The sequence below is a fragment of the Billgrantia tianxiuensis genome (assembly GCF_009834345.1).
Classification (GTDB): domain Bacteria; phylum Pseudomonadota; class Gammaproteobacteria; order Pseudomonadales; family Halomonadaceae; genus Halomonas; species Halomonas tianxiuensis.
In genome coordinates, this window is sequence record NZ_CP035042.1 from 1,053,431 (window position 1) to 1,076,647 (window position 23,217).

Below are 23,217 nucleotides of genomic sequence, written 5' to 3' on the forward strand. Positions count from 1 at the left end.
GCTTGCGAGTTGCCCAACGAAGCCGGGGCCTGCTGCGGGTGCTCGCGATCCTGATCGTGGCGCTTGGCCTACAGGCCTGTGATGCCGAGCTTTACACCGACCTCAGCGAGCGCGAGGCCAACGTCATGGTGGCGACGCTGGCACGGCATGGCATCTCCGCCAAGCGGGTCGCGGCGGATGATGGCCGCATGACGGTGACCGTCGACAAGGATCGTTTCGCCGAGGCGGTCGAGATACTGGACCGCCTCGGGTTGCCGCAGGAGCGCTACTCCAACCTCGGCGAGGTGTTCCAGAGCAACAGCCTGGTCTCTTCGCCACTCCAGGAGCGCGCACAGATGCTCTATGCGCTCAGCGAGGAACTGTCGCACACGGTATCGCAGATCGACGGCGTGCTCACGGCGCGGGTGCATGTGGTGCTGCCGGAAAACGACCTGATGCGGCAGAACAGTACACCCTCGTCGGCCTCGGTCTTCATTCGTCATGCGCCCGACCTCGACGTGGGACCGCTGATCCCGCGCATCAAGACGCTGGTGGCCAACGGCATTGCAGGGCTCTCCTACGACAAGGTGTCGGTGGTGCCGGTCGCGGCGGTGAGGCTGGAGCCCAGGGGAGACATAGCTCCCCCGACGAGCGCCTTCCTCGGCATTGCCATGCCGGCGAGTAGCGTCGGTCGCATCAGTTGGCTGTTCGGTGGCTTCGTCGTCCTGCTGCTGAGCCTTGCCGGGGTGCTGGGCTGGATGGCCTGGCAGCGGCGCCGGCGCGATCCCTATGATCTGGAGCCGCCGACATGAGCGGGTCGCAGGCCACCGCATGGCGTGCCTTCGTCGAGGCACCAACGCATTACATCGCCCGCTCCTGGCTGGACGACTGCCTGGGCGGCGTGGCCGATGAAGCGACTCTGGAGGATTTCATCAGCCATCCCCGCTTCCAGCGTCGCCTGGTCCACCGCTTGATCGACCGCCATGGCCTGGTGCCACCCGAAGCGCTGCCGCCTCCCACGCAAGAGGATGCGCCGCTGCTGACGCTGCCGCCTCATGCGGGCGCGACGCTGGTCCGGTACTGCGGCTCGATCTGCCACGCCATGGCTTTCGTGCGGGAGATTCGTGCTCCTCGGGTAGTGGCACTCCAGCAGCATTTCGGTGAGTCCGCCTATGCCGCTGCCGTGGCCAACCGTGAGCTGGCCGTGGCGAATGCGTCCAGCGATGACATCGAGGCCCTTGAGCGGGAGGTTCGGCGCGATGGCGAGGCTTGCGTGCTGGCCTGGCTGGCACTGCTGACACCGGAGTGGGTCGCTTGGCTGAGGTTGGGGCTGGCCGATGACTTGCCGCAAGCGGCGGAAGCGGATGCCGTTCCGGAAGTACAGCGAAAGGGGCCGGGCATCGTGCGGCGTGCCGCCGCCATCATCGCTGCCGAGATCAGGGAGGCAGAGCATGCACGAACTACCGACGGGACCGGGCAAGATCATCCTGCGTAGCGCCGAGGCCAAGGCCTGGATCGACGGCTACGCCTTTCTCGAACGGGCCCAGGCGCGGGCCAGGGAGATGGAAGCCAGAACGCGTCATGTCGCCGCCAGCGCCTATGCCGACGGGTTCGAGGAAGGGCGTCGGGAAGGCGAAGCCCAGGCGGCCGAGCTCCTGGCGCAAACTACCCAGCGGGTGGAGCGTTACCTGTCAGGGCTCGACCAGTCGCTGACGGAGCTTTGCCTGCGCATGTTGCGGCGCATCCTGGGCGAGTTCGACGACGGTGAGCTGGTGGGCCGCTGCGCGCGTCAGGCCCTGCGTGAATTTCGTCACGACATGCGGGTCAGCGTGCGCGTCGCTCCCGAGAACGTAGCGAATGTCGAGGCGCTGCTGTCCGCTGGGTCCATGGCCGATGGCCCCGCATGGCGTGTCGAGGGCGATGAGCAACTGGGTGCGGGGCAATGCCTGCTGGTCAGTCCGGTGGCCATTGTCGATGTCGGCCTCGATGCCCAACTGAGTGCCCTGCGGCGTGCGCTGACGAACGACAAGGAGACGCGGTGATGAACCTGCCGCAAGCCGAACTCGAAGCGCTGCTGCCACGGCTGGGCGAACGCCTGGAGGAAGCCGAGCTGCGCCCGGTGCATGGGCGGGTACGCCGCATTCGTGGCCTGCTGGTGCATGCCAGCGTCGATGGTACCGGAATCGGTGAGCTGTGTTACTTGCGTGATCCGCTGAGCGGTCGCCATGTCGCCGCCGAGGTGATCGGCTTCGAGGAGGAGCATGCCATTCTCTCGCCGATCGGCGATCTGCAGGGCATGTCGACCCGAGCCGAAGTGATCACGACCGGGGGGCCGCAGGGGGTACCGGTGGGAGAGGCGTTGCTGGGGCGGGTGATCAGCCCGCTGGGCACCTTTCTCGATAGCAGGCCCGAGCATGGCGATGAGCGCCTGTCGCTGTATCCCGTCCACGCCGAGCCGCCACCACCGCTGACGCGCCAATTGATCCAGCATCCGCTGGCGCTGGGCATCCGCGCCATCGATGGCCTGTTGACCGTGGCACGCGGCCAGCGCGTTGGCATCTTCGGCGAGCCCGGCGTGGGCAAGTCCTCCCTGCTGTCGGCCATTGTCGGGGGCAGCGAGGCGGAGGTCATCGTGCTGGGGCTGATCGGCGAGCGCGGCCGTGAGGTGCGCGAGCTGCTCGAGATGCGCTTGAATGCCGAGGCGCGGCGACGCACCGTCTGCGTGGTGGCCACCTCCGATCGCCCGGCCATCGAGCGGGCACGTGCCGCCATGGTGGCCACCACGGTGGCGGAGTACTTTCGCGACCAGGGCCGCGACGTCCTGCTGCTGATCGACAGCATCACCCGCTTCGCCCGGGCCCAGCGCGAGATCGGCCTGGCCGCCGGGGAGCCGCCTACGCGGCGGGGCTATCCACCCTCGTTCTTTGCCGCCTTGCCGCGCCTGCTGGAGCGGGCGGGGCCGGGAGCCAGCGGTAGCATCACCGCGCTCTATACCGTGCTGACCGAAGGCGACAGCAGCCTCGATCCGGTCGCCGAGGAGACGCGGGCCATCCTCGACGGTCATATCGTGCTCAGCGCCGACCTGGCCAAACGCGACCACTTCCCGGCGATCGATGTCCTGGCCAGCCGCAGCCGCCTGATGGATGCCGTCACCTCGGGCGAGCAGCGCCGCAACGCCAGCCGGCTGCGCGATCTGCTGGCGCGCTACCACGACGTCGAGCTGCTGCTGCAGGTCGGCGAGTACCGTGAGGGCAGCGATCCCCTTACCGATGAGGCGGTTGCCCGGCATGCCGCCATCGAGGCCTTCCTGCGTCAGAGCGAGACAGAGCACAGCGGCTTCGAGGACACCTTGAGGCGCATGGGCGAGGTGCTGGCATGAACGACCGGCAACGCCTCGAACGTCTCATGACGCTGCGCGAACGACGCGAACGCCAGGCGGCGTCCGCTCTGTTGGAGCAGCGGAGGCGCTATCGGCACGAGGCGGGCCGTCTCGATGAACTCGACCAGACGCTCGAGCGCGAGCGCAGTGAATTCGATCGCCTCGAGCAGGCATGGTTCGAGGCGGCGGAGGGGGAGACCTTGTCGCCAGCGGAGCTGGAGCAGGCCCGCCAAGCGCTCGACGATCATTATCACCGTCAGGCCGAGCTGGCCAGGGTGCGCTCGGCAGTCGAGCGGGAGCGCAGCCGCTTGCTCGATGAGTGCGAGCGGCAAGCCGAGATCTGGAAGCGGCGCGCCCATGCCAGGGAGGCGCTCGAAAAGCTGCTAGCGCGTCGCCAGGAGGCGGACCGGATCAAGGAGGAGGGCCGCCTCGAGGCCGATCTCGAGGATGGTCCGGCGCAGGGAGGGCCGCCGGGTGAAGCTTGAATTGGATCCGCAGCGCTGTGCTGCACCCGAACGTGTCAGGCGGGCCATGGAGGCGGGCGTGGGAAGCGAGCCCGCACGCTTGCCGCGCCTCGAACCCGAGCATGTCGTCGTGCTCAATGCGCTGCACCGGTCACGCCCGCCATTCACCCTTGCGTTGGGGAAGAGTTCGCTACGCCTGAGCGTCGTTCAGGGAAGCGAACCCGCCCTACCCATGGAGGTAGGCATCAGCGTGGGTGAGGCGGCGGCGACCCTGCATCTCTCGCAACAGGGCCTGGCGGCCCTGACGCGCCATCTGGCGCTGCGAATACCGCTGGAGCAATGCGCGGGCGACCTCCTGGCGCTGTGGCTGGAATACGCCCTGCTGGGGTGGATCGAGCCGCTGGAGGCGCGCCTCGGCTGTGCCATTCAGCTCCACGCGGCGACCCTCGAGCCTGTCGATGCGACAGCGCTGCGCATCGTGCTGCGTGTGGAGGATGAAGCGCCGGCAGGCGACTTGGCGCTGTCGTTGAGTGCTGCTGCCCTGCGCAGCTTGGCGCCGTTGCTGGAGTCTCTGCCTCCCCCGCTGGCGAAACCCTGCTCGGCGCTGCCGATGACCGTGCAATGGATCGCCGGTCGCCAGCAGCTGCGATTGGGCGAACTGCGCAGCCTGGTGCCGGGAGACGTGGTGTTGCTAGAGCCGCCGGCCAAGACGCTCATGATCGCGGGTCAACCGCTGGCCGAGGCAGAGGAGAAGGACGATGGCCTGCACCTGCTGGCCCCGGTGTCCCCGACCGGGGCGCGCAGCGCTCCGGAGCCTGCCCCGCTCGATGACGATTCCCGCTGGAAGCAAAGGAGGCATGACGACATGGCAGAGAATACGCAAGACCCACAGGCCGCACGCCCGGAGGCGGCCCTGGACGAGCTGCCGGTGCAACTTGCCTGCGAGTTCGGCCGCCTGGAGCTGACCCTGGGCGAACTGCGCACCCTGGATGCAGGGAGCGTGCTGCCGTTGAAGAAACCGGCACAGGAGGCCGTCGACATCCTGGTCAACGGCCGGCGCATGGGACGGGGGCGGCTGGTGGAGATCGGCGACAGCCTGGGTGTGCAGATCGTGAGGCTGCAGATCGATGGATGAGGTGCAGCCCAACCTGGTAGGCATGATCATCGTCATCGCCGGCCTGGGGCTGCTGCCCCTGGCGGTGGTGACCATGACCTCGTTTCTCAAGATCGCCGTGGTGCTATTCCTGATCCGCAACGCCCTCGGCATCCAGCAGACGCCGCCCAATCTGGTGCTCTACGGCATCGCCCTGGTCCTGACGGTCTACATCACCACGCCGCTGGTCGGAGAAATCACCTATCGGCTCGAGACCCAGGGCGGTTCGTTCGACAGCATCGAGGAAATTCGCGCGAGCGGTGCGCTGCTGCGCGAGCCGCTGCAGGAGTACCTGTCGCTCTATGCCAACGAGAGAGAGCGCGCCTTCTTTCTCGATGCCACTCGTAACATCTGGTCGGAGCAGGCCCGCGAGAACCTGCAGGAGGACGATCTGGTAGTGCTGATTCCGGCCTTCGTCACCTCCGAGCTGGTGCGCGCCTTCCAGATCGGTTTTTTGATCTACATCCCGTTCCTGGTCATCGACCTGGTGGTGGCCAACGTACTGATGGCCATGGGCATGGTCATGGTCGCGCCGCCGCTGATCTCGGTACCGCTGAAGATCTTCCTGTTCGTTGCCGTGGACGGCTGGTCGCGCCTGATGCACGGCCTGATCCTCAGCTACGGGGGCTAACCGACATGACCGGCGACATCTTCCTCTCGCTGATGAGCAATGCCTTGTGGACCGTGTTGCTGCTGTCGGCACCGGCGCTGCTGGCCGCCATCGTGATCGGCTTCGGCATCGGCCTGCTGCAAGCGCTGACCCAGATCCAGGATCAATCGCTGCCCCAGGCGGTGAAAGTCATCGTGATCATGCTGGTGCTGATCGTGGGAGGGCCGCTATTGGTAGGCCAGCTGGTCAACCTGACCGATCAGGTGCTGGACAACTTCGCCGTCTGGTCGCGCTGAGATCCCATGACGTTCGACGACTTCATCCCCTTCCTCACCGAGCTGGTCTATCCAATGCTCATGGCCGCGTCCGTGGGCATGGCCCGGGCCCTGGGGGTGATCGTTATCACCCCGGTGTTCAATCGTCTCGGCCTGACCGGCCTCATTCGCTCCGCCGTGGCCGTGACCATCGCGCTGCCGATGATACCGTTCATCTTCACGACCCTGCCTGCCCTGGAGGCCTTGTCGACCTTCGGTCTGGCCGCCCTGCTGGTCAAGGAGCTGCTGATCGGCATGGTCATCGGCGTGGTGTTCGGCATCCCCTTCTGGGCGGCGGAAGTGGCCGGGGAGCTGGTCGACCTGCAGCGTGCCTCGACCATGGGGCAACTGCTCGACCCGATGGCCAGCACCGAGTCCGGGGTCACCAGCACGCTGTTGGTGGTAACACTGGTCGCGCTGTTCTTCGTCTCGGGCGGCTTCATGGTCATGCTCGAGGGCTTCTATGCCAGTTACGACCTGTGGCCGGTGGAGCGCTTCGTTCCGGTGCTGGAGACTCGCGCCGCCCTGCTGATGCTGGACCTGCTGGACCAGGTCATGCGGGTGGGCGTGCTGATGGTCGCGCCGCTGGTGGTGGCCATTCTGATTGCCGACCTGATGCTCGCCTACCTGGCACGCATGGCGCCCAGCCTGCACGTGTTCTCGCTGTCGTTGCCGATCAAGAACCTGCTGTTCACCTTCATGATGTTGCTCTACATCGTCTACCTGATACCGCTGTTGGTGGAGGAACTCGGGTCGCTGGGGGAAGGGTATCGGCGTCTCGAAATGTTGCTGGGAGGAACATTCGAACTGCCAGGGGCACGGGAGGGCGCATGAGCGAGAAGCCAAGTGAAGAGCAGTCGCTACCGCCTTCCGAGAAGAAACTGCGCGATGCGCGCAAGAAAGGCCAGGTGAGCAAGAGCTCCGACATGGTGACCGCCATGGTGATGCTGGGCGGCACGCTCTATCTGGTCATGGCCGCCAATGGCATCGAACAGCGGGTGCGCAACCTGCTCAGTACCGTGACGCGTCTCTACCACGAACCCTTCGATACCCTGTGGCCACGCCTGCTGGCGCTGGGGGTGGAAATCGTGGTGCGGGCGGTCCTGCCGATCATCGTCATTGCCGTCGTGGCGGCCGTACTGACCAACCTCCTGATCATGCGCGGGCCGGTGTTCTCGGTGGATCCCATCAAGCCGAGGTTCGAGCGCATCAATCCCGCCGAAGGGTTCAAGCGCATCTTTTCGGCTCGTGGCATGACGGAGTTCGCCAAGGCGCTGATCAAGATGGCGGCTCTGACCACGGCGTTCGTGATTGTCTTCCGGCTGGGGCTGCAGGCCTTGATGGATGCACCGCGCTGCGGATTCGGCTGCCTGGAGGGTGTCTTCATGGCGCTGCTCAAGCCGCTGGCCATCACCGCGCTGGTCGCGTTTCTCGTCGTCGGGTTGATCGACGTGCAGGTGCAGCGCTGGCTGTTTCGCCGCGACCAGCGTATGACGAAAACCGAGCAGAAGCGTGAACGCAAGGATCTCGAGGGCGATCCCGAGATCCGCCGCGCCCGCCAGCGCGAGCGGCGCGACATGTATGCCCATACGTCCCGCATCGGATTGCAGCATGCCTCGCTGATGTTGGGTGCGGCCGGTGGCTGGCTGGTGGGGCTGCGCTACGTCAAGGGCGAGACACCGGTGCCGGTGGTGGTGTGCAAGGCGTCTCCCGAGCAGTCCACGGCATTGCTCGAGGCGGCGACATCCGAGGGAATCCCCTTGGCCAGGCAGCCGGACCTGGCGGCCCGCATTGCCAAGCGGACGCCCAAAGGCGGACCGATTCCCCAGGAAACGTTCCAGGCGGTAGCCGATGAATTGGTGGCAGCCGGGATCATCTAGTTCGGGCCCGTTATTCGCAAGGTGACGCGATGTCGATTTCGACGGCGCTCGTACGAAACATGAGTACTGGCCAGTGAGCTAATCTAAGGAATCACCCAGGAGAGACCACCATGCAATACATGTTGATGTGCTGTATCGACGAGGCGCTGTGGAACGGCCTGCCGGATGCCGAGCGCGATGCGGTCATGAGTGACTACCATGCCTTGATCCAGGAGATGGTCACCAGCGGACACTACCGTGGCGGTGCTCGGCTGCAGTCGGTGGCGTCCGCCACCACGCTGCGCGAGCAGAATGGCAAGACGGTGATGCTGGACGGCCCCTTTGCCGAGAGCCGCGAGCAACTGGGTGGTTTCCACGTAGTGGAGTGCCGTGATCTGGACGAAGCCTTGGGGCTGGCCCGGCGCATCCCGCCGTTGCGGGTCGGCGGCTCGGTCGAGGTTCGACCAGTGGACCCTGCCTATCGCCTATGAGGGAGCGACGTGTCGCTTGACGAGATCTACCGCCGCGAATATGGCCGCGTGCTGGCCAGTCTGATTCGCCGCTTCGGCCACTTCGAGCTGGCCGAGGATGCCGTGCAGGCGGCTTTCGAGGCGGCGATGGTGCAGTGGCCGGCCCAGGGCTGGCCGCCGAACCCGACCTCGTGGCTGATTGCCACCGCGCGCCACAAGGTGGTCGACCAGTTGCGCCACCAGCAGATGCGCGAGCGCAAGGGCGATGAGCTGCGCCAGCACCTGGAGCTGCTGCTCGACAACGACCTCGAGGCCGAGCCTCTCGACAGCCTGCGTCTGATCTTTGCTTGCTGTCACCCAGCCCTGGCCCGGCCCGCCCAGGTGGCGCTGACGCTGCACACCCTGGGCGGGCTGCGCACCGAGGAGATCGCCCGTGCCTTCATGGTGCCGGTGCCGACCTTGGCCCAGCGCCTGGTGCGGGCCAAGGCCAAGATTCGCGATGCCGGAATCCCGTTCGAGGTGCCCGATGACACGGCCCTGGGCGAGCGCCTGGAAGCGGTACTGGCGGTGATCTACCTGATCTTCAACGAGGGCTACGCGGCCAGCTTCGGCGATGACTGGGTACGCGCCGACCTTTGCCGTGAGGCGATTCGACTGGGGCGGATGCTGGTACGGCTGCTGCCGGCCGAGCGTGAAGCGCGGGGCCTGCTGGCGCTGATGTTGCTGCATCATGCCCGGCGCGAGGCGCGTACCGACGCGGCCGGCGACATCGTGCTGCTGGAGTCGCAGGATCGCTCGCTCTGGCATGCCGATGAAATCGAGGAGGGCAGCGCTCACGTCGAGATAGCGCTGCGTGGTGGCATGCCCGGTGGCTACGCGGTGCAGGCCGCGATTGCCTCGCTGCACGTCCGGGCATCGATCCCGGAAGAGACCGACTGGCGCCGCATCGCCGCGCTCTACAGCCTGCTGTATGCCATCCAGCCCACGCCGGTGGTAGCGCTCAACCGGGCCGTGGCGGTGGCCATGGCCGATGGGCTGGAAATGGGCCTCGAGCTGCTCGACAAGATCCATCTGCCCGGTTACCACCTGCTGCCCGCCACTCGCGCCGATCTGCTGCGCCGGCTGGGGCGGCACGAAGAGGCGGCCGGGCATTATCGTCAGGCGCTGGAGCTGGTGACCCAGGGGGCCGAGCGGCGTTTTCTCGAACGTCGCCTGGAGGAAGTGACGGCACGACGGCACGCTGTCGATTTTGCCGCTGCCGGTTCGAAGGAGGCATGAGCCCTTCGGCTCAGCCCCAACTCACAGGAGACAAGACCATGAGCTATGTCGATGGATTCGTTGTGCCGGTCCCCGAAGGCAATCTCGACGCCTATCTGGAGATGGCCCGGAAGGCTGGGGAAGTCTGGCGCGATCACGGCGCGCTGGAGTACGTGGAGTGCGTGGCCGATGACGTCCAGCCGGGAGAGCATACCTCTTTCCCCCAGAGCGTCAAGCTCGAGCCGGGGGAAACGGTGATCTTCGCCTGGATCCGCTACGCCTCGCGGGAGGAGCGCGACCGCATCAACGCCAAGGTAATGGAGGACCCGCGTCTGGCGAACATGATGGACCCGGCCAATCACCCCTTCGACAGCAAGCGCATGTTCTGGGGCGGTTTTCGCGAGGCGCTGAGGCTTCCCTAGGGTCTAGGCCAGCCACGCCACGCCCAGCCCCACCACTGCCGACGCCAGCATGGGGCCGACGAGACTGCGAGTGAGGCGGCCGGTGCCCGCGGTCAGGGTCAGTACCACCTTGAACAGGTTGTTCATCGAAGCCGCCAGCACGATGCCCAGCACGGCGGTGGAGAGTTCGATGGTGGTCGTGGCCATGCGGCTCAGCGACAGGGCAACCGCATGTACGTCGGCCATGCCCGAGACGGCGGCCAATAGGTAGACCCCGGCATCGCCGAGCCAGGCTCGCAGCCACTCGCCCAGCACCATGACCACCGCCAGCAGGGCGCCGAGCAGTAGTGCGGCGCGCAGCTCCAGGGGGTTCTGGGTCATCGGGCGGTCGGCCCGGAGGGTACGGCGATGCCGGCGCCATAGCCACAGCGCCGGCAGGTAGAGCGTCACGCCCATGGCCGCAACCGGCGCCGCCAGGCGCGGCAGCAGCGCGGGGCCGAGCAGGGCGGCATACAGCAGCAGGCGCGGCAACATGGTGCCGCAGGCCAGCAGGATGCCGGCGGCGAGCATCGGCGCCAGCTGCGGTTCGCGACGCGCCTGGCGGGCGTACTGCAGGGTCAGCGCGGTGGAGGAAGTGAGACCGGCGAACAGTCCGGTGAACAGAATGCCCTTCTCGGTGCCGCCGAGGCGTACGGCAAAGTAGCCGACGAACGAGATCGAGGCGATCAGTACCACCAGCCACCAAATCTCGTAGGGGTTGAGCACGCCGCCGGGACCCATGTCCTCGTTGGGCAGCAATGGCAGCATCACCACGCTAATCAACAGCAGCTTGAGGCCGGCATCGAGTTCGTTGGCCTGTAGCTTGTTGAGCAGGCCGTGGATCTCGCGCTTGTTGTCGAGTATCAGCGCCGTGACCACGGCGCAGGCCGTGGCAAGGGCAATATCCACCGCCACGGCCAGGGCGCCGAAGCAGAACGTCAGCAATAGCCCGATCAGGCCGGTGATGCTGTAGTCGCCGCTTTGCTCCATGCGGGCGCGATAACCGACCAGCGCGATGATCGCCACGGCGACGAAGATCAACGGGAAGGCCCAGCGTGTGAAGGCATCCGCCAGTAGGGCCGAAACACCGCCGAACAGTCCCACCAGCGCATGGGTACGCACCCCGGCCACCCGCTCGCCCCACTCCCGCTCGCGGGCGACCCAGCCGCGCTCGATGCCGATCAGTGCGCCCAGTAGCAGCGCTACGGCAAGGCGTATGAGCACGGTGTTGTCGGCGAGAAAATCGCTGGCGAGGTCGTCCATGTCATTTCCTTATCCCTGGAAAGCAGTCTTCCTAGCGTGGAAGGCGCTGCGATTTCCTTCAACTGGTGCGATCGCTTCGGAGCTCGGTGGCTTCTGGCGGGGAATTGTCAGCACTTTGCCGGTTTCGACATGGCAGGGGGGCGCCACGGGTGCCATGCTGAAAGCATACCGCCTGCATGCTGGGAGAGACTCATGTCACTGCCGTTTCGCTGGCATCGCCTGCTGTCGCTGTTGTGCGCTGCCATGCTGTTGACAGGCTCGATGGGAGTCGGTGCGCGCGAGCTGGCCGCCGATATCGACGAAATGGTCGAGGTGGAAGTCGCCACGGTAGGCTTGGCCGGCTTTGGTGGACCGCCGGTGGTGCTGCTGCGCGAGCCGGGCGCACGTGAGGTGATCCCGATCTTCATTGGCATCAACGAGGCCGGTGCCATCCTGCGCGGACTGTCCGGTGAGCGCTCGCCGCGCCCCATGACCCACGATCTGCTGGGCAGTGTGTTCGGCGAGTTCGAGGCCACTCTGGAGCGAGTATTCGTCGATGCCATCATCGACCACACGTTCTTCGGTATGCTGGAGTTGCGCCTGCAGGGGCGCGAGGAGACGCTGCTCATCGACAGCCGGCCCAGCGATGCCATTGCCCTGGCCATTCATGCCGGGGCGAGTATCCACGTGGCACCGCAGGTGCTCGAGGCGGCCCGGAACATCCAATACGAAGGGCTGGACGACCAAGTGGTCGTGGCACTGGGCATTACCGTTGCGCCGGTCACCGATGACCTGCGTGAAGCATTGGGCCTGCCCGATCGGCCTGGCGTGCTGGTCAGCGATGTGCATGGCCCGGCCGCCGAGGCCGGCCTCGAGCCCGGTGCGCTGGTGCTCGAGGTGAATGGCGAGGTGCCTGACACGCCCCTACGCTATCTTGAGCTGGTGCGCGATACCGCCGTGGACGAGGATGCCCGGCTGCGCTACTGGCAGGATGGCGAGGAGAACGAGATGGAGGTCACCACCGACGTGCCTCCGCGCCAGCCCGTTCCGAGGCCACGGCAGGACGTACCCGGCATTCGCACCTGAGCAGAGCGCCCCGCTCGACGGCGTCGAGCGGGGCGCTGCACTTCAGAAGGTTTCCCACTCCTCCTCGGCGGCGCGAACCTGGCGCGGCTTGGGATCCACCGCGGGGCTCGGCAGCGAGGCGCGCCTGGCGGCGGGAGCGGCACGCTGGTGTGCCCTCGGCGGTGCGTTGACTTCCTGGCCAAGCACGAAGGTACCCACCAGTTCGCTGAGATGCTGGGCGTGACGTCGCATCTCGGCGGCTGTGGTACTGGTCTGCTGAACCATGGCGGCATTCTGTTGGGTCATGGTGTCCATCTCCGCCACGGCGACATTGATCTGGCCGATGCCGGCATTCTGCTCGCGAGCCCCGGCGCTGATCTCGGCGATGACGTCGCTGACCCGCGCCACGCTGGTGACGATCTCCTGCATGGTGGCGCCGGCACGCTGAACGATTTCGCTGCCGTCGCGGGCATGGGCGACGGAGGTGTCGATCAGGGCGCGGATCTCCTTGGCGGCTTCGCCGGAGCGGCTGGCCAGGGTGCGAACCTCCTGGGCCACCACGGCGAAGCCGCGACCGTGCTCGCCGGCCCTGGCTGCTTCGACCGAGGCGTTGAGCGCCAGGATATTGGTCTGGAAGGCAATGCCATCGATCAGGCCGACGATCTCGGCAATGCGGCTGGAGGAGGCATCGATGTCGGCCATGGTGCGCTCGACCCGCTGCATCGCGGCTTCTCCCTCGCGCGCTACCTGGGAGGTGGCAACGACCAACTGGTTGGCCTGCTCTGCCGATTCGGCGCTGTGATTCACCGTGGAGGTGATCTCCTCCATCGAGGCCGAGGTCTCTTGCAGGTTGGCGGCGGCCTGCTCGGTGCGGGTGGCCAGTTCGTCGCTGCCTTGGGCGATTTCCTCGGCGGCCTGGTTGACGCTGGCGGTACTGCGCCGGACGTCGAGCAGTGTCTCCTGCATGCGTGAGACGAAGGCATTGAACTGGCTGGCCAGTTCGCCGATCTCGTCGCGGCTCTCCACCGTCAGGCGGCGGGTCAGGTCGCCCTGGCCCTTGGCGATGTCGCGCATGGCCTCCGCGGTACGGCGAATCGGGCGTACGGTGCGGCGCACGAGCCACACCGAGATGGCTGCTACGACTATGAACAGCGCAAGGCCAGTCAGCGCCGAACTCAGGATGGCGCGGCGCAGTGCACCGGCCGCCTGTTCTTTGGCCTCGGCCATGGCGGCGTCGATGTCGGTCACGTAGACCCCGGCGCCAAGCATCCAATCCAGCTCGGGAACGGAGTCCGCAAAGGAGTATTTGGGCACGATATCGTCGGTGCCGGGGTAGGGCCAGGGATACTCGTAGTAACCGCCGCCTTGGCGGGCCACCTCGATCATGTCGCGTACCAGATAAGCACCGCTGGGCGTCTGCACGCCGCTCATGTCGGTGCCCTCGCGTTCGCGGCTGTATGGCAGCACGACATTGGTGCCATCGTATTCGTAGACGAAGATGTAATTGTCGTCCTCGAAGCGAATGGCGCGCAGTATCTCGGCGGCCCTGTCGCGCTTTTCGGCCTCGCTGAGGCTACGATCCTGCAGAATGGGCTGGATGGCGCTCCGGGCACTCTCCACCACATCGCGAACGCCGGCCTGGCGGGTCTCGAGGAGCAATTGACGCTGCCGTTCGAGGACCTCACGGCTATCCTGGATTCGTCCTTGTGCGTCGATAGCCACCAGGGCGGCAGCAGTCACCAGCAGCGGCAGCAACACCAAGGCCAGTAGACGAGCCTGTAGGCTGGAGGCACGTAGCGCACCAGCGGAGGGAGCTTTCATCGGCAAAACCTCATTGGGGTTAGGAGAGTAGCGCACCCAATGTCGGCCACTAGCGCTGGAACTTGAGCGGAAGTTTCGCTCTTGCTCCATTCTGGAGAGCGAAGGGGCCGGGTGGCCGGCCCCTGATGCAGGTTTGCTCCGGTGACGCCTGAAGGGGAACTAGGGGCGAGCCTCGCGCAGTCGCGTCAGCCCCTCTTGTGCCGTCGAGGCCACCAGCCGCCCGCTGCGGTCGTAAATGCTGCCGCGGGCGAAGCCGCGGGCACCGCCGGCCCAGGGGCTGTCCATGTCGTAGAGCAGCCAGTCGTTGACCTTGGGATCGTGGTGGAACCACAGCGCATGATCGAGGCTGGCGATCTGCAACCTGGGGTCGCGGAAGGTGATGCCATGCGGCACCAACGAGGTGGTCAGCAGGTTGAAGTCGGAGCTGTAGGCGAGCAGGTAGCGGTGCAAGGCCGGGTCGTCAGGCAGCTCGCCGGTGAGGCGGAACCACAGCCGCTTGCGCGAGGGCTGGCCCGGTTCGGCTTCGTCGCCCAGGTGCAGGAACTCGATGGGGTGGCCGGGGAAGCGCTCCAGGCGCGCAGGCGACTCCCCTTCCAGCGCATCGGGTGGTGTGACGCCGGGCGCCATCTGATGGGTCATACTCTCTTCGCGACCGTGAAAGGAAGCGCTGCAGAAGAAGATGGGGCGCCCCTTCTGGATGGCGGTGACGCGCCGGGTGGTGAAGCTGCCGCCGTCGCGCACGGCGTCGACCTGATAGACTACCGGGCGATGAGGGTCGCCGGGGCGCAGAAAATAGCCATGCAGCGAGTGCGCCTGGCGTGAGGCATCTACGGTCCGGGTGGCGGCCGAGAGCGCCTGGCCGAGTACCTGCCCGCCGAACAGCTGCGGCAGGCCAAGGTCCTGGCTGCGGCCGCGAAACAGGTTCTCCTCGATCTCTTCCAGGCCGAGCAGGTCGACGAGCTCATTCAGGGCGTCGGTCATGGGGCATCCTCAGGGCGACTCATACGGTTGTTTCAGGCATCAGCATAACGGAGTCGACGCCGATGCGCAGTGACGAATTCTACATGCACCGGGCGCTGGACCAGGCCCGCGAGGGGTTGGCCGTCGGCGAGGTGCCGGTGGGAGCCGTGGTGGTGGATCCTGCGGGAGAGATCGTCGGTGCCGGCTACAATGCGCCGATCTCGGGCCGCGACCCCAGTGCTCATGCCGAGATTCGTGCGCTGCGCGCGGCGGCCGAGCGGTTGGGCAACTACCGTCTCGACGGCTGCACTCTATATGTCACCCTGGAGCCCTGCCTGATGTGCACCGGGGCGATCATTCACGCACGCATCGCCCGTGTGGTGTATGGCGCCGCCGAACCGCGTACCGGCATGGTGGAATCCAAGGCCAACCTCTTTGCCCAGCCTTGGCATAACCACCGGGTTGCGGTGGAAGGGGGCGTGCTGGCGGCACGCGCTTCCCGTCTGCTCAAGACCTTCTTCGAGGCCAGGCGCGAGAGTGGCGAAGCGGCATCAGGCCCGCTCGATGGTGGTTAACGACGGAGCGACCCTGACCCGATTGCGTCCTTCGGCCTTGGCGCGGTAGAGCGCATCGTCGGCGGCCTGCATGATGGCCGCTACGTCCAATGGCCCTTCGACCAGCGTGACCACGCCGATGCTGGCCGTGAGTACCTTGCCGTCGTGATGCTGCAGTTGGGCATCCTCCAGGCGCTGGCGCAGCGCCTCGGCGATCGCCAGAGCTTGGGTGCTGTCGGTCTGCGGCAGGCAGGCGACGAACTCCTCCCCGCCATAGCGGGCGAACAGCCCACCGTGGGGCTCGATCACCTCTCGCCCGATCCGCCCCAGCCGATTCAGATAGCGATCGCCGATCAGGTGGCCCTGATGATCATTGATACGCTTGAAATGGTCGACATCGCAGATCAATACGCTCAGCGGGCGCCGTTGGGTGTTGGCCTCGAGTGTTTCCATGAACAGCCGCCGGTTGGGCAGGTGGGTCAGCTCGTCGTGCCGGGCCAGCCATTCGACTTCCTCCTGTAGCTGGCTGCGGGTACGGATCTCGCGGCGAAGCTCCGTATTGGTCGAGTGCACCCGGCGATGCTGGTGGGCCAGCCGCGTGTAGCCATGCAGCACCAGGTAGAGAAGGTAAGCCAGGGTAAGGCCCGTGACCAGCGTCACCACGGGGTGCCGCGGCAGACGTTGCAGCAGGCTGGCATGGCTGGGTTGGACACTGAGGGTCAGCGGTGCGCCGGTGACATCGAGCTGCACGACGTGCCGCCAAGGGCCGGGGAGTGCCTGGGATTCCTGGCTGGCCAGGACCTGGTCGCCTTGGGCTAGGGCAAGGCCGGTGTGCTGGCGATCCACCTCGTTGAACAGCGTTTCGGCCAGCATCGGCAGGCTGATGACCATGGCCACGGCGCCCAGGGTGCGGCGCTCGTCCAGCGGAATCGGCAGATAGTGGATGATGCCGGGAACGCCCTGCAGCAACATGATCACGTCGGTGCGCCCGATGCGCTGTTCGAAGAGCGCGCGGCTGACCGCTTGGCGCCCGGCTGGCTGGGCGTCGAAGAGGCGCGCACCCAGGACCTGAAGATTGAGATCACTGGCCGGGTAGACCCGAGTGAGGCGACTGTCGGGGTCGACGAAGGCGATGTTGAGCAAATAGCGGAAGTCGCGATGATAAAGCGCTGCCTGGCGGGCCCATTCCGCCTGGCTGGGCGGAGTGTCGAGCAGGGTCCAGATATTGGCGAAGCGCTCCACGGCGGCAAGGTGGTCCTGAATCTCGCGCGTCAGGCGGTCGCCGAGCTGGTAGGCTTCCGCCTCGGTTGCTGCACGCAGCTCCCGCTCGGTGACGGACTTTTGATGGTGCCATAGCAACAGCACGACGAAGACGAGTGCCAGCGATGGCACCAGCGCTCGCCTGAGAGGCGCGGCATGGGCCCGCCAGCCCGGCAGGGCCGTCACGCTCACCCCGGCCAGTAATGCCGCCATGGCAAGCGTGATCCAGATGTCGCCCGCTGAACGCAGCAGCTGAGCCCCGAGACTGATGCGGGCCAACGATACCTGTACGCCCAGCAGCAACACGACCATGGCCAACAGCAACGGACCTCCCAGTGAAGACCGGGTACGCGTCATGATCAGGACGGCGAGCAGGGTCAGGCCAAGGGTCGCCAGCAGGGCCGGGCGCCATGCCTCCAGCGTCAGCCCGTCGATCAGGCTGCGGCTCATGGCATCCCAGCTCGACAGGGGTATCCAATATTCCGGCAGGGCATAGCTGGCCAGGGCCAGGAGCAGCGGCAGCAGGGCCACGCTCACTAACGCTCTCGCCAACGTGCGTCCGCCGAGCAGCATCGTCAACTGGGCCAGTGTCAGCATGGCCGTCAGGCCGAGCGTGACGAGCTCGTGCTGCGTATGCTTGCCCTCCACGGAAGCGAGCCCGAGGGTGAGCGGCACGAAGGCCAGGCAAGTGAAGAAGACGGCATGACGATACATGGTCACGTTCTTCTAGAGCAGAGGGGAAATGATGTCGAACAGAGGAGCGCCATCGTCCTCACCGTTCGCCAGTTCGTTGAGCTGCAGGTACTGCTGCTGGCTGCGATCGACGTAGGTCAGGATCTCGTAGTAGCGCCGAATGTTGCGCACGTAGATGACCGGCTCGCCGCCACGGGCATAGCCGTGACGGGTCTTGCTGTGCCATTCGTGCTTCTGCAGCAAGGGCAGGGCCTCGCGGACGTCTTCCCAGCTGTCGGGGTTGCCCCCCATTTCCTCGGTGATCGTGCGAGCGTCGTACAAATGGCCGAGCCCTACGTTGTAGGCTGCCATGGCCATGTAGAGGCGATCGTCGCCCTGGATCGACTCGGGCAGGCGCTCCTTGAGCTGGCGCAGGTAGCGCGCGCCCCCATTGACGCTCTGGGCCGGGTCGAGACGATCCTCCACCCCCATCTCTCCGGCGGTGGGCAGGGTCAGCATCATCAGCCCCCGCACGCCGGTGGGTGAGGTGGCCTCGGGATTCCAGTGCGACTCCTGGTAGCCCAGCGCCGCCAGCAGCTTCCAGTCGAAGCCGGTGTTGCGGGCCGCCTCGCGGAATAGCTCGGCATAGGTGGGCAGGCGCTCGTTGAGGTGGTCGATGAAGACCCGGGCGCCGACGTACTCCAGATAATCGTCATGGCCGAAGTGGCGGGCGACCAGTTCGTCGAGCCACCCGTCGCGCTGCAGCCCGGCGAGGAAACGGTTGGCCTCCTGCTGGAGTCCTAGACCGCCCTGGGCGGGAAAGGCCCAGGCCATGGTCAGCGGTTTGCCCAGCGGGAAACCGCGCTCCACCCCGGGAAAGAAGATGCGGTTGATACGGAACTGATGCTCGAAAAGCACGGCGGCATCCAGGCTGCCGTTCTCCACACGGCCGAGCAGTTCGGCCACTTCCAGGTCCGATGATTCCTGCCAGCCCAGCTCCGGATGCTCGGCCTGCAGCTCGCGCAGTACGCGGTCGGTACCCGAGCCGCGAATGGTGCCGATGGTCAGGCCCGCGAGGCCTTCGGGGGAGTTGACCGGCGGCAGGCCGCGGCGATAGACCAATAGCGGTTGCAGGTCGAGGATCGGACGGCTATAGATGAGATCCTGCTGGGTCAAATCGAGAGGTAGGGAGGCAGCGGCCAGGTCGCCTTCCTCGCGCACCGTGTCCAGCGCGCTCTGGATGTGGTGGCGGGCATCCAGCGTCAGGCTGACGCCGAGGAAGTCGGCGAAACGGCGCATCAGCTCATACTCGAACCCCGTCGGGCCGTGACGTCCCTCGTAATAGGTAGTCGGCGTGTTGCGCGTGTGGATGCTGATGAAGTCGCGCTCGCGTACCGCTTCCAGCAAGCCGCTGGCGGGCTTGTAGTGGCGGTAGGGTGCCAGGCACAGCACGACCCCCAGCAGCAACAGGGCGGCCAGGCGCAAGCGGCTCAGCAGGATACGGCTATCAAGCTCGGGCATTCAGGTGACGATCAGCGATGAGAGCTTCACCATAACGGCACGAGCCGCGGCTGTCACCCGCTGCATTTCGTATGCCCGCCGCTTTCCAGTATCATAGCGCCTTTCTGCGCCGCCTTGCGGCCCCTTCCTCCGCTTGCTTCAGAGGCTTCAAGACATGCTCGAACTTCGAGGCGCGCCTGCCCTTTCCGCTTTCCGTCACGACAAGCTGCTGGCTGCCCTGCGCGCACGGGTTCCCGAGGTCGAGTCCCTGCACGCCAACTACGTGCATTTCGTGGATCACGACGATCAACTGTCCGACGATGAACGGGCTCTCCTCGGCCGACTGCTCGACTACGGCAGCAGGAGCGAGAGTGACGACTCCCAGGGGGCGGACCATGCCGAAGGCCAGCTGTTCCTGGTGGTGCCGCGAATCGGCACCCAGTCGCCATGGTCCTCCAAGGCCACTGACATCGCCCACAACTGTGGCCTGGCCCGGATACGCCGCCTCGAGCGCGGCATCGCCTATCGGGTGGCGCTCAAGGCGCCGATGTCCGAGGCGGCTTTCACCGCAATGGTCGAGATCCTCCACGACCGCATGACCGAGAGCGTACTGACCGACGCCTCCGACGCTGCTCGGCTGTTTGCCCATCACGAGCCGGCCCCGCTGGGGCGGGTGGATATCCTGGAAGGCGGCCGCGCAGCGCTGGAGGAAGCCAACGTCGCGCTGGGCCTGGCGCTGGCCGAGGACGAGATCGACTACCTGGTCGGGGCGTTCCGCGAACTTCAGCGCAACCCCACCGACGTCGAGCTGATGATGTTCGCCCAGGCCAACTCCGAGCACTGCCGGCACAAGATCTTCAACGCCGACTGGGTGATCGACGGCGAGGCGCAGAGTCACTCGCTGTTCAAGATGATCAAGAACACCTACCAGGCCTCGCCCGCGGACATCCTCTCGGCCTACAGCGACAACGCCGCCGTGATCAAGGGCGCCGAGGCAGGGCGCTTCTTCGCCGCGCCACTGACCGGCAAGGCCGCGGAGCGTGCCGTCTACGCCGCGCATCGCGAGCCGATCCATATCCTGATGAAGGTGGAGACCCACAACCATCCCACCGCCATCGCCCCCTACCCGGGCGCGGCCACGGGCGCCGGCGGCGAGATCCGCGACGAAGGAGCGACGGGTATCGGTGGCAAGCCCAAGGCGGGCCTGACCGGCTTTACCGTTTCCAACCTGCGCATTCCCGAGTTCGTTCAGCCCTGGGAGGCGTTCGACTACGGCAAGCCCGAGCGCATGCAGTCGGCGCTTTCGATCATGCTCGAAGGACCGATCGGCGGGGCCTCGTTCAACAATGAGTTCGGTCGTCCCAACCTGACCGGCTACTTCCGTACCTACGAACAGGACACCCTGGGGGCCGGCGGCATCGAGCGTCGCGGCTACCACAAGCCGATCATGATCGCCGGCGGCTACGGCAACATCCGCGAGGGCCACGTCCAGAAGGGCGAGATCCCGGTAGGTGGCAAGCTGATCGTGATGGGCGGGCCCGCCATGCTGATCGGCCTGGGCGGCGGCGCGGCCTCGTCGATGGCCTCCGGAGCCTCCAGCGCCGACCTCGACTTCGCCTCGGTGCAGCGTGAGAACGCCGAGATCGAGCGCCGTGCCCAGGAAGTCATCGACCGCTGCTGGGCGTTGGGCGAGGCCAACCCCATCCGCTTCATTCACGATGTCGGCGCCGGCGGTCTCTCCAACGCCCTGCCTGAGCTGGTCAAGGACGGCGAGCGCGGTGGCCGCTTCGAGCTGCGCGCGGTGCCCAACGCCGAGCCCGGCATGAGCCCGCTGGAGATCTGGTGCAACGAGGCCCAGGAGCGCTACGTGCTGGCGGTGGCGCCGGAGGATCTCGATACCTTCGATGCGCTGTGCGAGCGTGAACGCTGCCCCTACGCGGTGGTGGGCGAGGCCGTCGAGGCGCATCATCTCGAGGTGCGCGACGGTCATTTCACGACGAAACCGGTCGACCTGCCGATGAGCGTGCTGTTCGGCAAGCCGCCCAAGATGCAGCGTGAATTCCAGCGCGAGTCGCTGGAGCTGCCCGGCGTGATGCTCGACAACCTCGATCTGCGCGAGGCGATGGAACGTGTGCTGCGCCTGCCCACGGTGGCCTCGAAGAGCTTCCTGATCACCATCGGCGACCGCTCCATCACCGGCATGGTGGCACGCGACCAGATGGTCGGTCCGTGGCAGGTGCCAGTGGCCGACGTTGCCGTGACCACGGCGAGCTACGATACCCATGCCGGCGAGGCGATGGCCATGGGCGAGCGCCCGCCGGTGGCATTGATCGACCCCGCGGCCAGTGCCCGCCTGGCGGTGGCCGAGACCATCACCAACCTGGCGGCTGCCCCCATCGCCAAGCTCGGCGATATCAAGCTTTCCGCCAACTGGATGAGCGCCGCGGATCATGTTGGCGAGAACCAGGCGCTGTACGATGCCGTTCACGCCGTGGGCATGGAACTCTGCCCGCAGCTCGGCATCGCCATTCCGGTGGGCAAGGACTCCATGTCCATGCGCACCGCCTGGCAGGCCGGGGAGGGTGACGAGGCCGAGGAAAAGAGCATCACCGCGCCGCTGTCGCTGGTGGTCACCGGCTTCGCCCCGGTCACCGATGCGCTGAAGACCCTCACGCCGCAGATCAACCTCGACCAGGACGAGTCCGACCTGATCCTGATCGACCTGGGCGGTGGCAAGAACCGCCTGGGCGGCTCGGCGCTGGCGCAGGTCTACGGCCAGCTCGGCGACGAGTGCCCCGACCTCGACGACCCCGATGACCTCAAGGCCTTCTTCGCCGTGATCCAGGGCCTCAACGCCGACGGCAAGCTACTGGCCTATCACGACCGCAGCGACGGCGGCCTGCTGGTCACGCTGCTGGAGATGGCCTTCGCTGCCCATGCCGGCCTCGAGATCAAGCTCGACTGGCTGATCGATGAGCCGACCCAGGCGGTGGATGCGCTGTTTGCCGAGGAGCTTGGCGCGGTGATCCAGGTCAATCGGCAGTATACCGAGGAAGTGCTGGCCCAGTTTGCCGCCGCCGGCATCGAGACTTGCGGCGTCATCGCCCGGCCGCGCTACGACGACCAGGTACGCGTGACCCTGTTCGAGGAACCGCTGCTCGAGACCACCCGGCTGCTGGCCCAGCGTACCTGGGCCGAGACCAGCTATCGCATGCAGGCGCTACGCGACAACCCCGACTGCGCCAAGAGCGAGTTCGACGGTCTGCTCGACGGCCGTGACCCGGGGCTCTCCGCAACCCCCTCCTTCGATGTGGACGAAAACGTCGCCGCGCCTTTCGTCAACACCGCGCGGCCGGCGGTGGCGATCCTGCGCGAGCAAGGGGTCAATGGCCACCTGGAGATGGCCTGGGCCTTCGATCACGCCGGCTTCGAATCGGTGGACGTGCACATGAGCGACATTCTCGCCGGGCGGGTCGACCTCGAGAGCTTCAAGGGCCTGGTGGCCTGTGGCGGCTTCTCCTATGGCGACGTGCTTGGCGCCGGCGGCGGCTGGGCCAAGTCGGTGTTGTTCAACCCGCGAGCCCGGGAGCAGTTCGCGGCGTTCTTCGAGCGCGACGACAGCTTCGGCCTCGGCGTGTGCAACGGCTGCCAGATGTTCGCCCAGCTCAAGGAGTTGATCCCCGGTGCCGAGAACTGGCCGCGCTTCGTGCGCAACGAGTCCGAGCAGTTCGAGGCGCGGGTGGCCATGGTGCAGGTAGAGCAGAGTCCGTCGATTCTGCTGGCTGGCATGGAGGGCTCGAGGCTGCCGATCGCCGTGGCCCACGGTGAGGGACGCGCCGAGTTTCGCGACAGCGCCCATCTGCGCAGCATGCAGGGTAGTGCGCAGGTTGCCCTGCGCTATATCGACAATTACGGCCAGGTGACCACCCACTACCCGGCCAACCCCAACGGTTCGCCTTCTGGCATCACCGGCCTGACCACCCCGGACGGTCGTGTCACCATCATGATGCCGCACCCCGAGCGCGTGGTGCGGGCGGTCACCAACTCCTGGCGCCCCGCGGAATGGACCCGCGACGGGGCCTGGATGCGTCTGTTCCGCAACGCTCGCGTATGGCTGGGCTGAGTTCGCTCCCGGCGAAATGAAAGAGGCGGCCCCGGGCCGCCTCTTCGTTCCACGCTGTTCTGGCTCGTCCCTGCCGTGATGCTGCGAATCCGACA

Annotated in this window: 21 protein-coding genes; 16 read left to right on the plus strand and 5 right to left on the minus strand. The window is 66.4% G+C overall.

What is annotated here, in order from left to right; all coding sequences use genetic code 11:
- The first annotated feature begins 2 nt into the window (after positions 1 to 2).
- The 13 genes from sctJ (at position 3) to EKK97_RS05050 (ending at position 9,907) form a co-directional block, all read left to right on the plus strand.
- Entirely contained in the window at positions 3 to 791 is a 789-nt protein-coding gene (gene sctJ / locus EKK97_RS04990; protein WP_234286621.1) for a type III secretion system inner membrane ring lipoprotein SctJ, read from the plus strand.
- Positions 788 to 1,474 carry a hypothetical protein gene (locus tag EKK97_RS04995; RefSeq protein ID WP_159549814.1) on the plus strand — a complete coding sequence of 229 codons (687 nt, stop codon included), beginning with the start codon at positions 788 to 790 and terminating at the stop codon, positions 1,472 to 1,474. The genes sctJ and EKK97_RS04995 overlap by 4 nt, the downstream gene beginning before the upstream one ends.
- Entirely contained in the window at positions 1,431 to 2,021 is a 591-nt protein-coding gene (gene sctL / locus EKK97_RS05000) for a type III secretion system stator protein SctL (protein WP_159549816.1), read from the plus strand. The genes EKK97_RS04995 and sctL overlap by 44 nt, the downstream gene beginning before the upstream one ends.
- On the plus strand, positions 2,021 to 3,358 hold the full coding sequence (locus EKK97_RS05005; RefSeq protein WP_159549818.1) for a FliI/YscN family ATPase: 1,338 nt from the start codon (positions 2,021 to 2,023) through the stop codon (positions 3,356 to 3,358). The genes sctL and EKK97_RS05005 overlap by 1 nt, the downstream gene beginning before the upstream one ends.
- Positions 3,355 to 3,843, plus strand: coding sequence for a hypothetical protein (locus EKK97_RS05010; protein ID WP_159549820.1), 489 nt, complete (start codon positions 3,355 to 3,357; stop codon positions 3,841 to 3,843). Before EKK97_RS05005 ends, EKK97_RS05010 begins: the two co-directional genes overlap by 4 nt.
- Positions 3,833 to 4,957: a type III secretion system cytoplasmic ring protein SctQ gene (sctQ, locus tag EKK97_RS05015; RefSeq protein WP_159549822.1), complete on the plus strand. Its 1,125-nt coding sequence runs from the start codon at positions 3,833 to 3,835 to the stop codon at positions 4,955 to 4,957. Before EKK97_RS05010 ends, sctQ begins: the two co-directional genes overlap by 11 nt.
- Entirely contained in the window at positions 4,950 to 5,606 is a 657-nt protein-coding gene (gene sctR, locus EKK97_RS05020) for a type III secretion system export apparatus subunit SctR (protein WP_159549824.1), read from the plus strand. Before sctQ ends, sctR begins: the two co-directional genes overlap by 8 nt.
- A gap of 5 nt (positions 5,607 to 5,611) precedes the next feature.
- Positions 5,612 to 5,881 (plus strand): EscS/YscS/HrcS family type III secretion system export apparatus protein, encoded by a 270-nt coding sequence (locus EKK97_RS05025; protein ID WP_159549826.1) that lies wholly within the window; start codon positions 5,612 to 5,614, stop codon positions 5,879 to 5,881.
- Between the two features lie 6 nt (positions 5,882 to 5,887).
- On the plus strand, positions 5,888 to 6,733 hold the full coding sequence (gene sctT / locus EKK97_RS05030; RefSeq protein WP_159549828.1) for a type III secretion system export apparatus subunit SctT: 846 nt from the start codon (positions 5,888 to 5,890) through the stop codon (positions 6,731 to 6,733).
- Complete coding sequence (locus tag EKK97_RS05035; RefSeq protein WP_159549830.1) at positions 6,730 to 7,779, plus strand: EscU/YscU/HrcU family type III secretion system export apparatus switch protein; 1,050 nt, start codon at positions 6,730 to 6,732, stop codon at positions 7,777 to 7,779. Before sctT ends, EKK97_RS05035 begins: the two co-directional genes overlap by 4 nt.
- Positions 7,780 to 7,889: 110 nt before the next feature.
- Positions 7,890 to 8,249: a YciI family protein gene (locus EKK97_RS05040; RefSeq protein WP_159549832.1), complete on the plus strand. Its 360-nt coding sequence runs from the start codon at positions 7,890 to 7,892 to the stop codon at positions 8,247 to 8,249.
- 9 nt (positions 8,250 to 8,258) lie between these two features.
- A complete protein-coding gene (locus EKK97_RS05045) occupies positions 8,259 to 9,506 on the plus strand; it encodes an RNA polymerase sigma factor (protein WP_159549834.1) in 1,248 nt (415 codons plus the stop codon).
- A gap of 38 nt (positions 9,507 to 9,544) precedes the next feature.
- Positions 9,545 to 9,907, plus strand: coding sequence for a DUF1428 domain-containing protein (locus tag EKK97_RS05050; protein WP_159549836.1), 363 nt, complete (start codon positions 9,545 to 9,547; stop codon positions 9,905 to 9,907).
- A 3-nt stretch (positions 9,908 to 9,910) separates the two neighbouring features.
- Here EKK97_RS05050 and EKK97_RS05055 read toward each other — a convergent pair whose 3' ends face one another.
- The gene (locus EKK97_RS05055) at positions 9,911 to 11,188 is read right to left on the minus strand and encodes an MgtC/SapB family protein (RefSeq protein WP_159549839.1); all 1,278 of its coding nucleotides are present in this window, start codon (positions 11,186 to 11,188) and stop codon (positions 9,911 to 9,913) included.
- A gap of 192 nt (positions 11,189 to 11,380) precedes the next feature.
- Here EKK97_RS05055 and EKK97_RS05060 point away from each other — a divergent pair, with 192 nt between their 5' ends.
- A complete protein-coding gene (locus tag EKK97_RS05060; RefSeq protein ID WP_234286622.1) occupies positions 11,381 to 12,253 on the plus strand; it encodes a bifunctional nuclease family protein in 873 nt (290 codons plus the stop codon).
- Between the two features lie 42 nt (positions 12,254 to 12,295).
- Here the strand turns inward: EKK97_RS05060 and EKK97_RS05065 are convergent, their stop codons facing one another.
- Complete coding sequence (locus EKK97_RS05065) at positions 12,296 to 14,053, minus strand: methyl-accepting chemotaxis protein (protein WP_159549842.1); 1,758 nt, start codon at positions 14,051 to 14,053, stop codon at positions 12,296 to 12,298.
- 159 nt (positions 14,054 to 14,212) lie between these two features.
- Positions 14,213 to 15,034: an acyl-CoA thioesterase gene (locus EKK97_RS05070; RefSeq protein ID WP_159549845.1), complete on the minus strand. Its 822-nt coding sequence runs from the start codon at positions 15,032 to 15,034 to the stop codon at positions 14,213 to 14,215.
- Positions 15,035 to 15,096: 62 nt separating this feature from the next.
- Between EKK97_RS05070 and tadA the strand changes: the two genes are divergently transcribed.
- On the plus strand, positions 15,097 to 15,588 hold the full coding sequence (gene tadA / locus EKK97_RS05075; RefSeq protein WP_159549848.1) for a tRNA adenosine(34) deaminase TadA: 492 nt from the start codon (positions 15,097 to 15,099) through the stop codon (positions 15,586 to 15,588).
- Here the strand turns inward: tadA and EKK97_RS05080 are convergent.
- Positions 15,565 to 17,541 (minus strand): GGDEF domain-containing protein, encoded by a 1,977-nt coding sequence (locus EKK97_RS05080; RefSeq protein WP_159549851.1) that lies wholly within the window; start codon positions 17,539 to 17,541, stop codon positions 15,565 to 15,567. The genes tadA and EKK97_RS05080 overlap by 24 nt on opposite strands.
- Positions 17,542 to 17,553: 12 nt before the next feature.
- The gene (gene mltF, locus EKK97_RS05085; protein WP_159549854.1) at positions 17,554 to 19,020 is read right to left on the minus strand and encodes a membrane-bound lytic murein transglycosylase MltF; all 1,467 of its coding nucleotides are present in this window, start codon (positions 19,018 to 19,020) and stop codon (positions 17,554 to 17,556) included.
- Positions 19,021 to 19,174: 154 nt separating this feature from the next.
- Between mltF and purL the strand changes: the two genes are divergently transcribed.
- Positions 19,175 to 23,122, plus strand: a complete 3,948-nt coding sequence (gene purL, locus EKK97_RS05090) for a phosphoribosylformylglycinamidine synthase (protein WP_159549857.1) — start codon at positions 19,175 to 19,177, stop codon at positions 23,120 to 23,122.
- Positions 23,123 to 23,217: the final 95 nt, after the last annotated feature.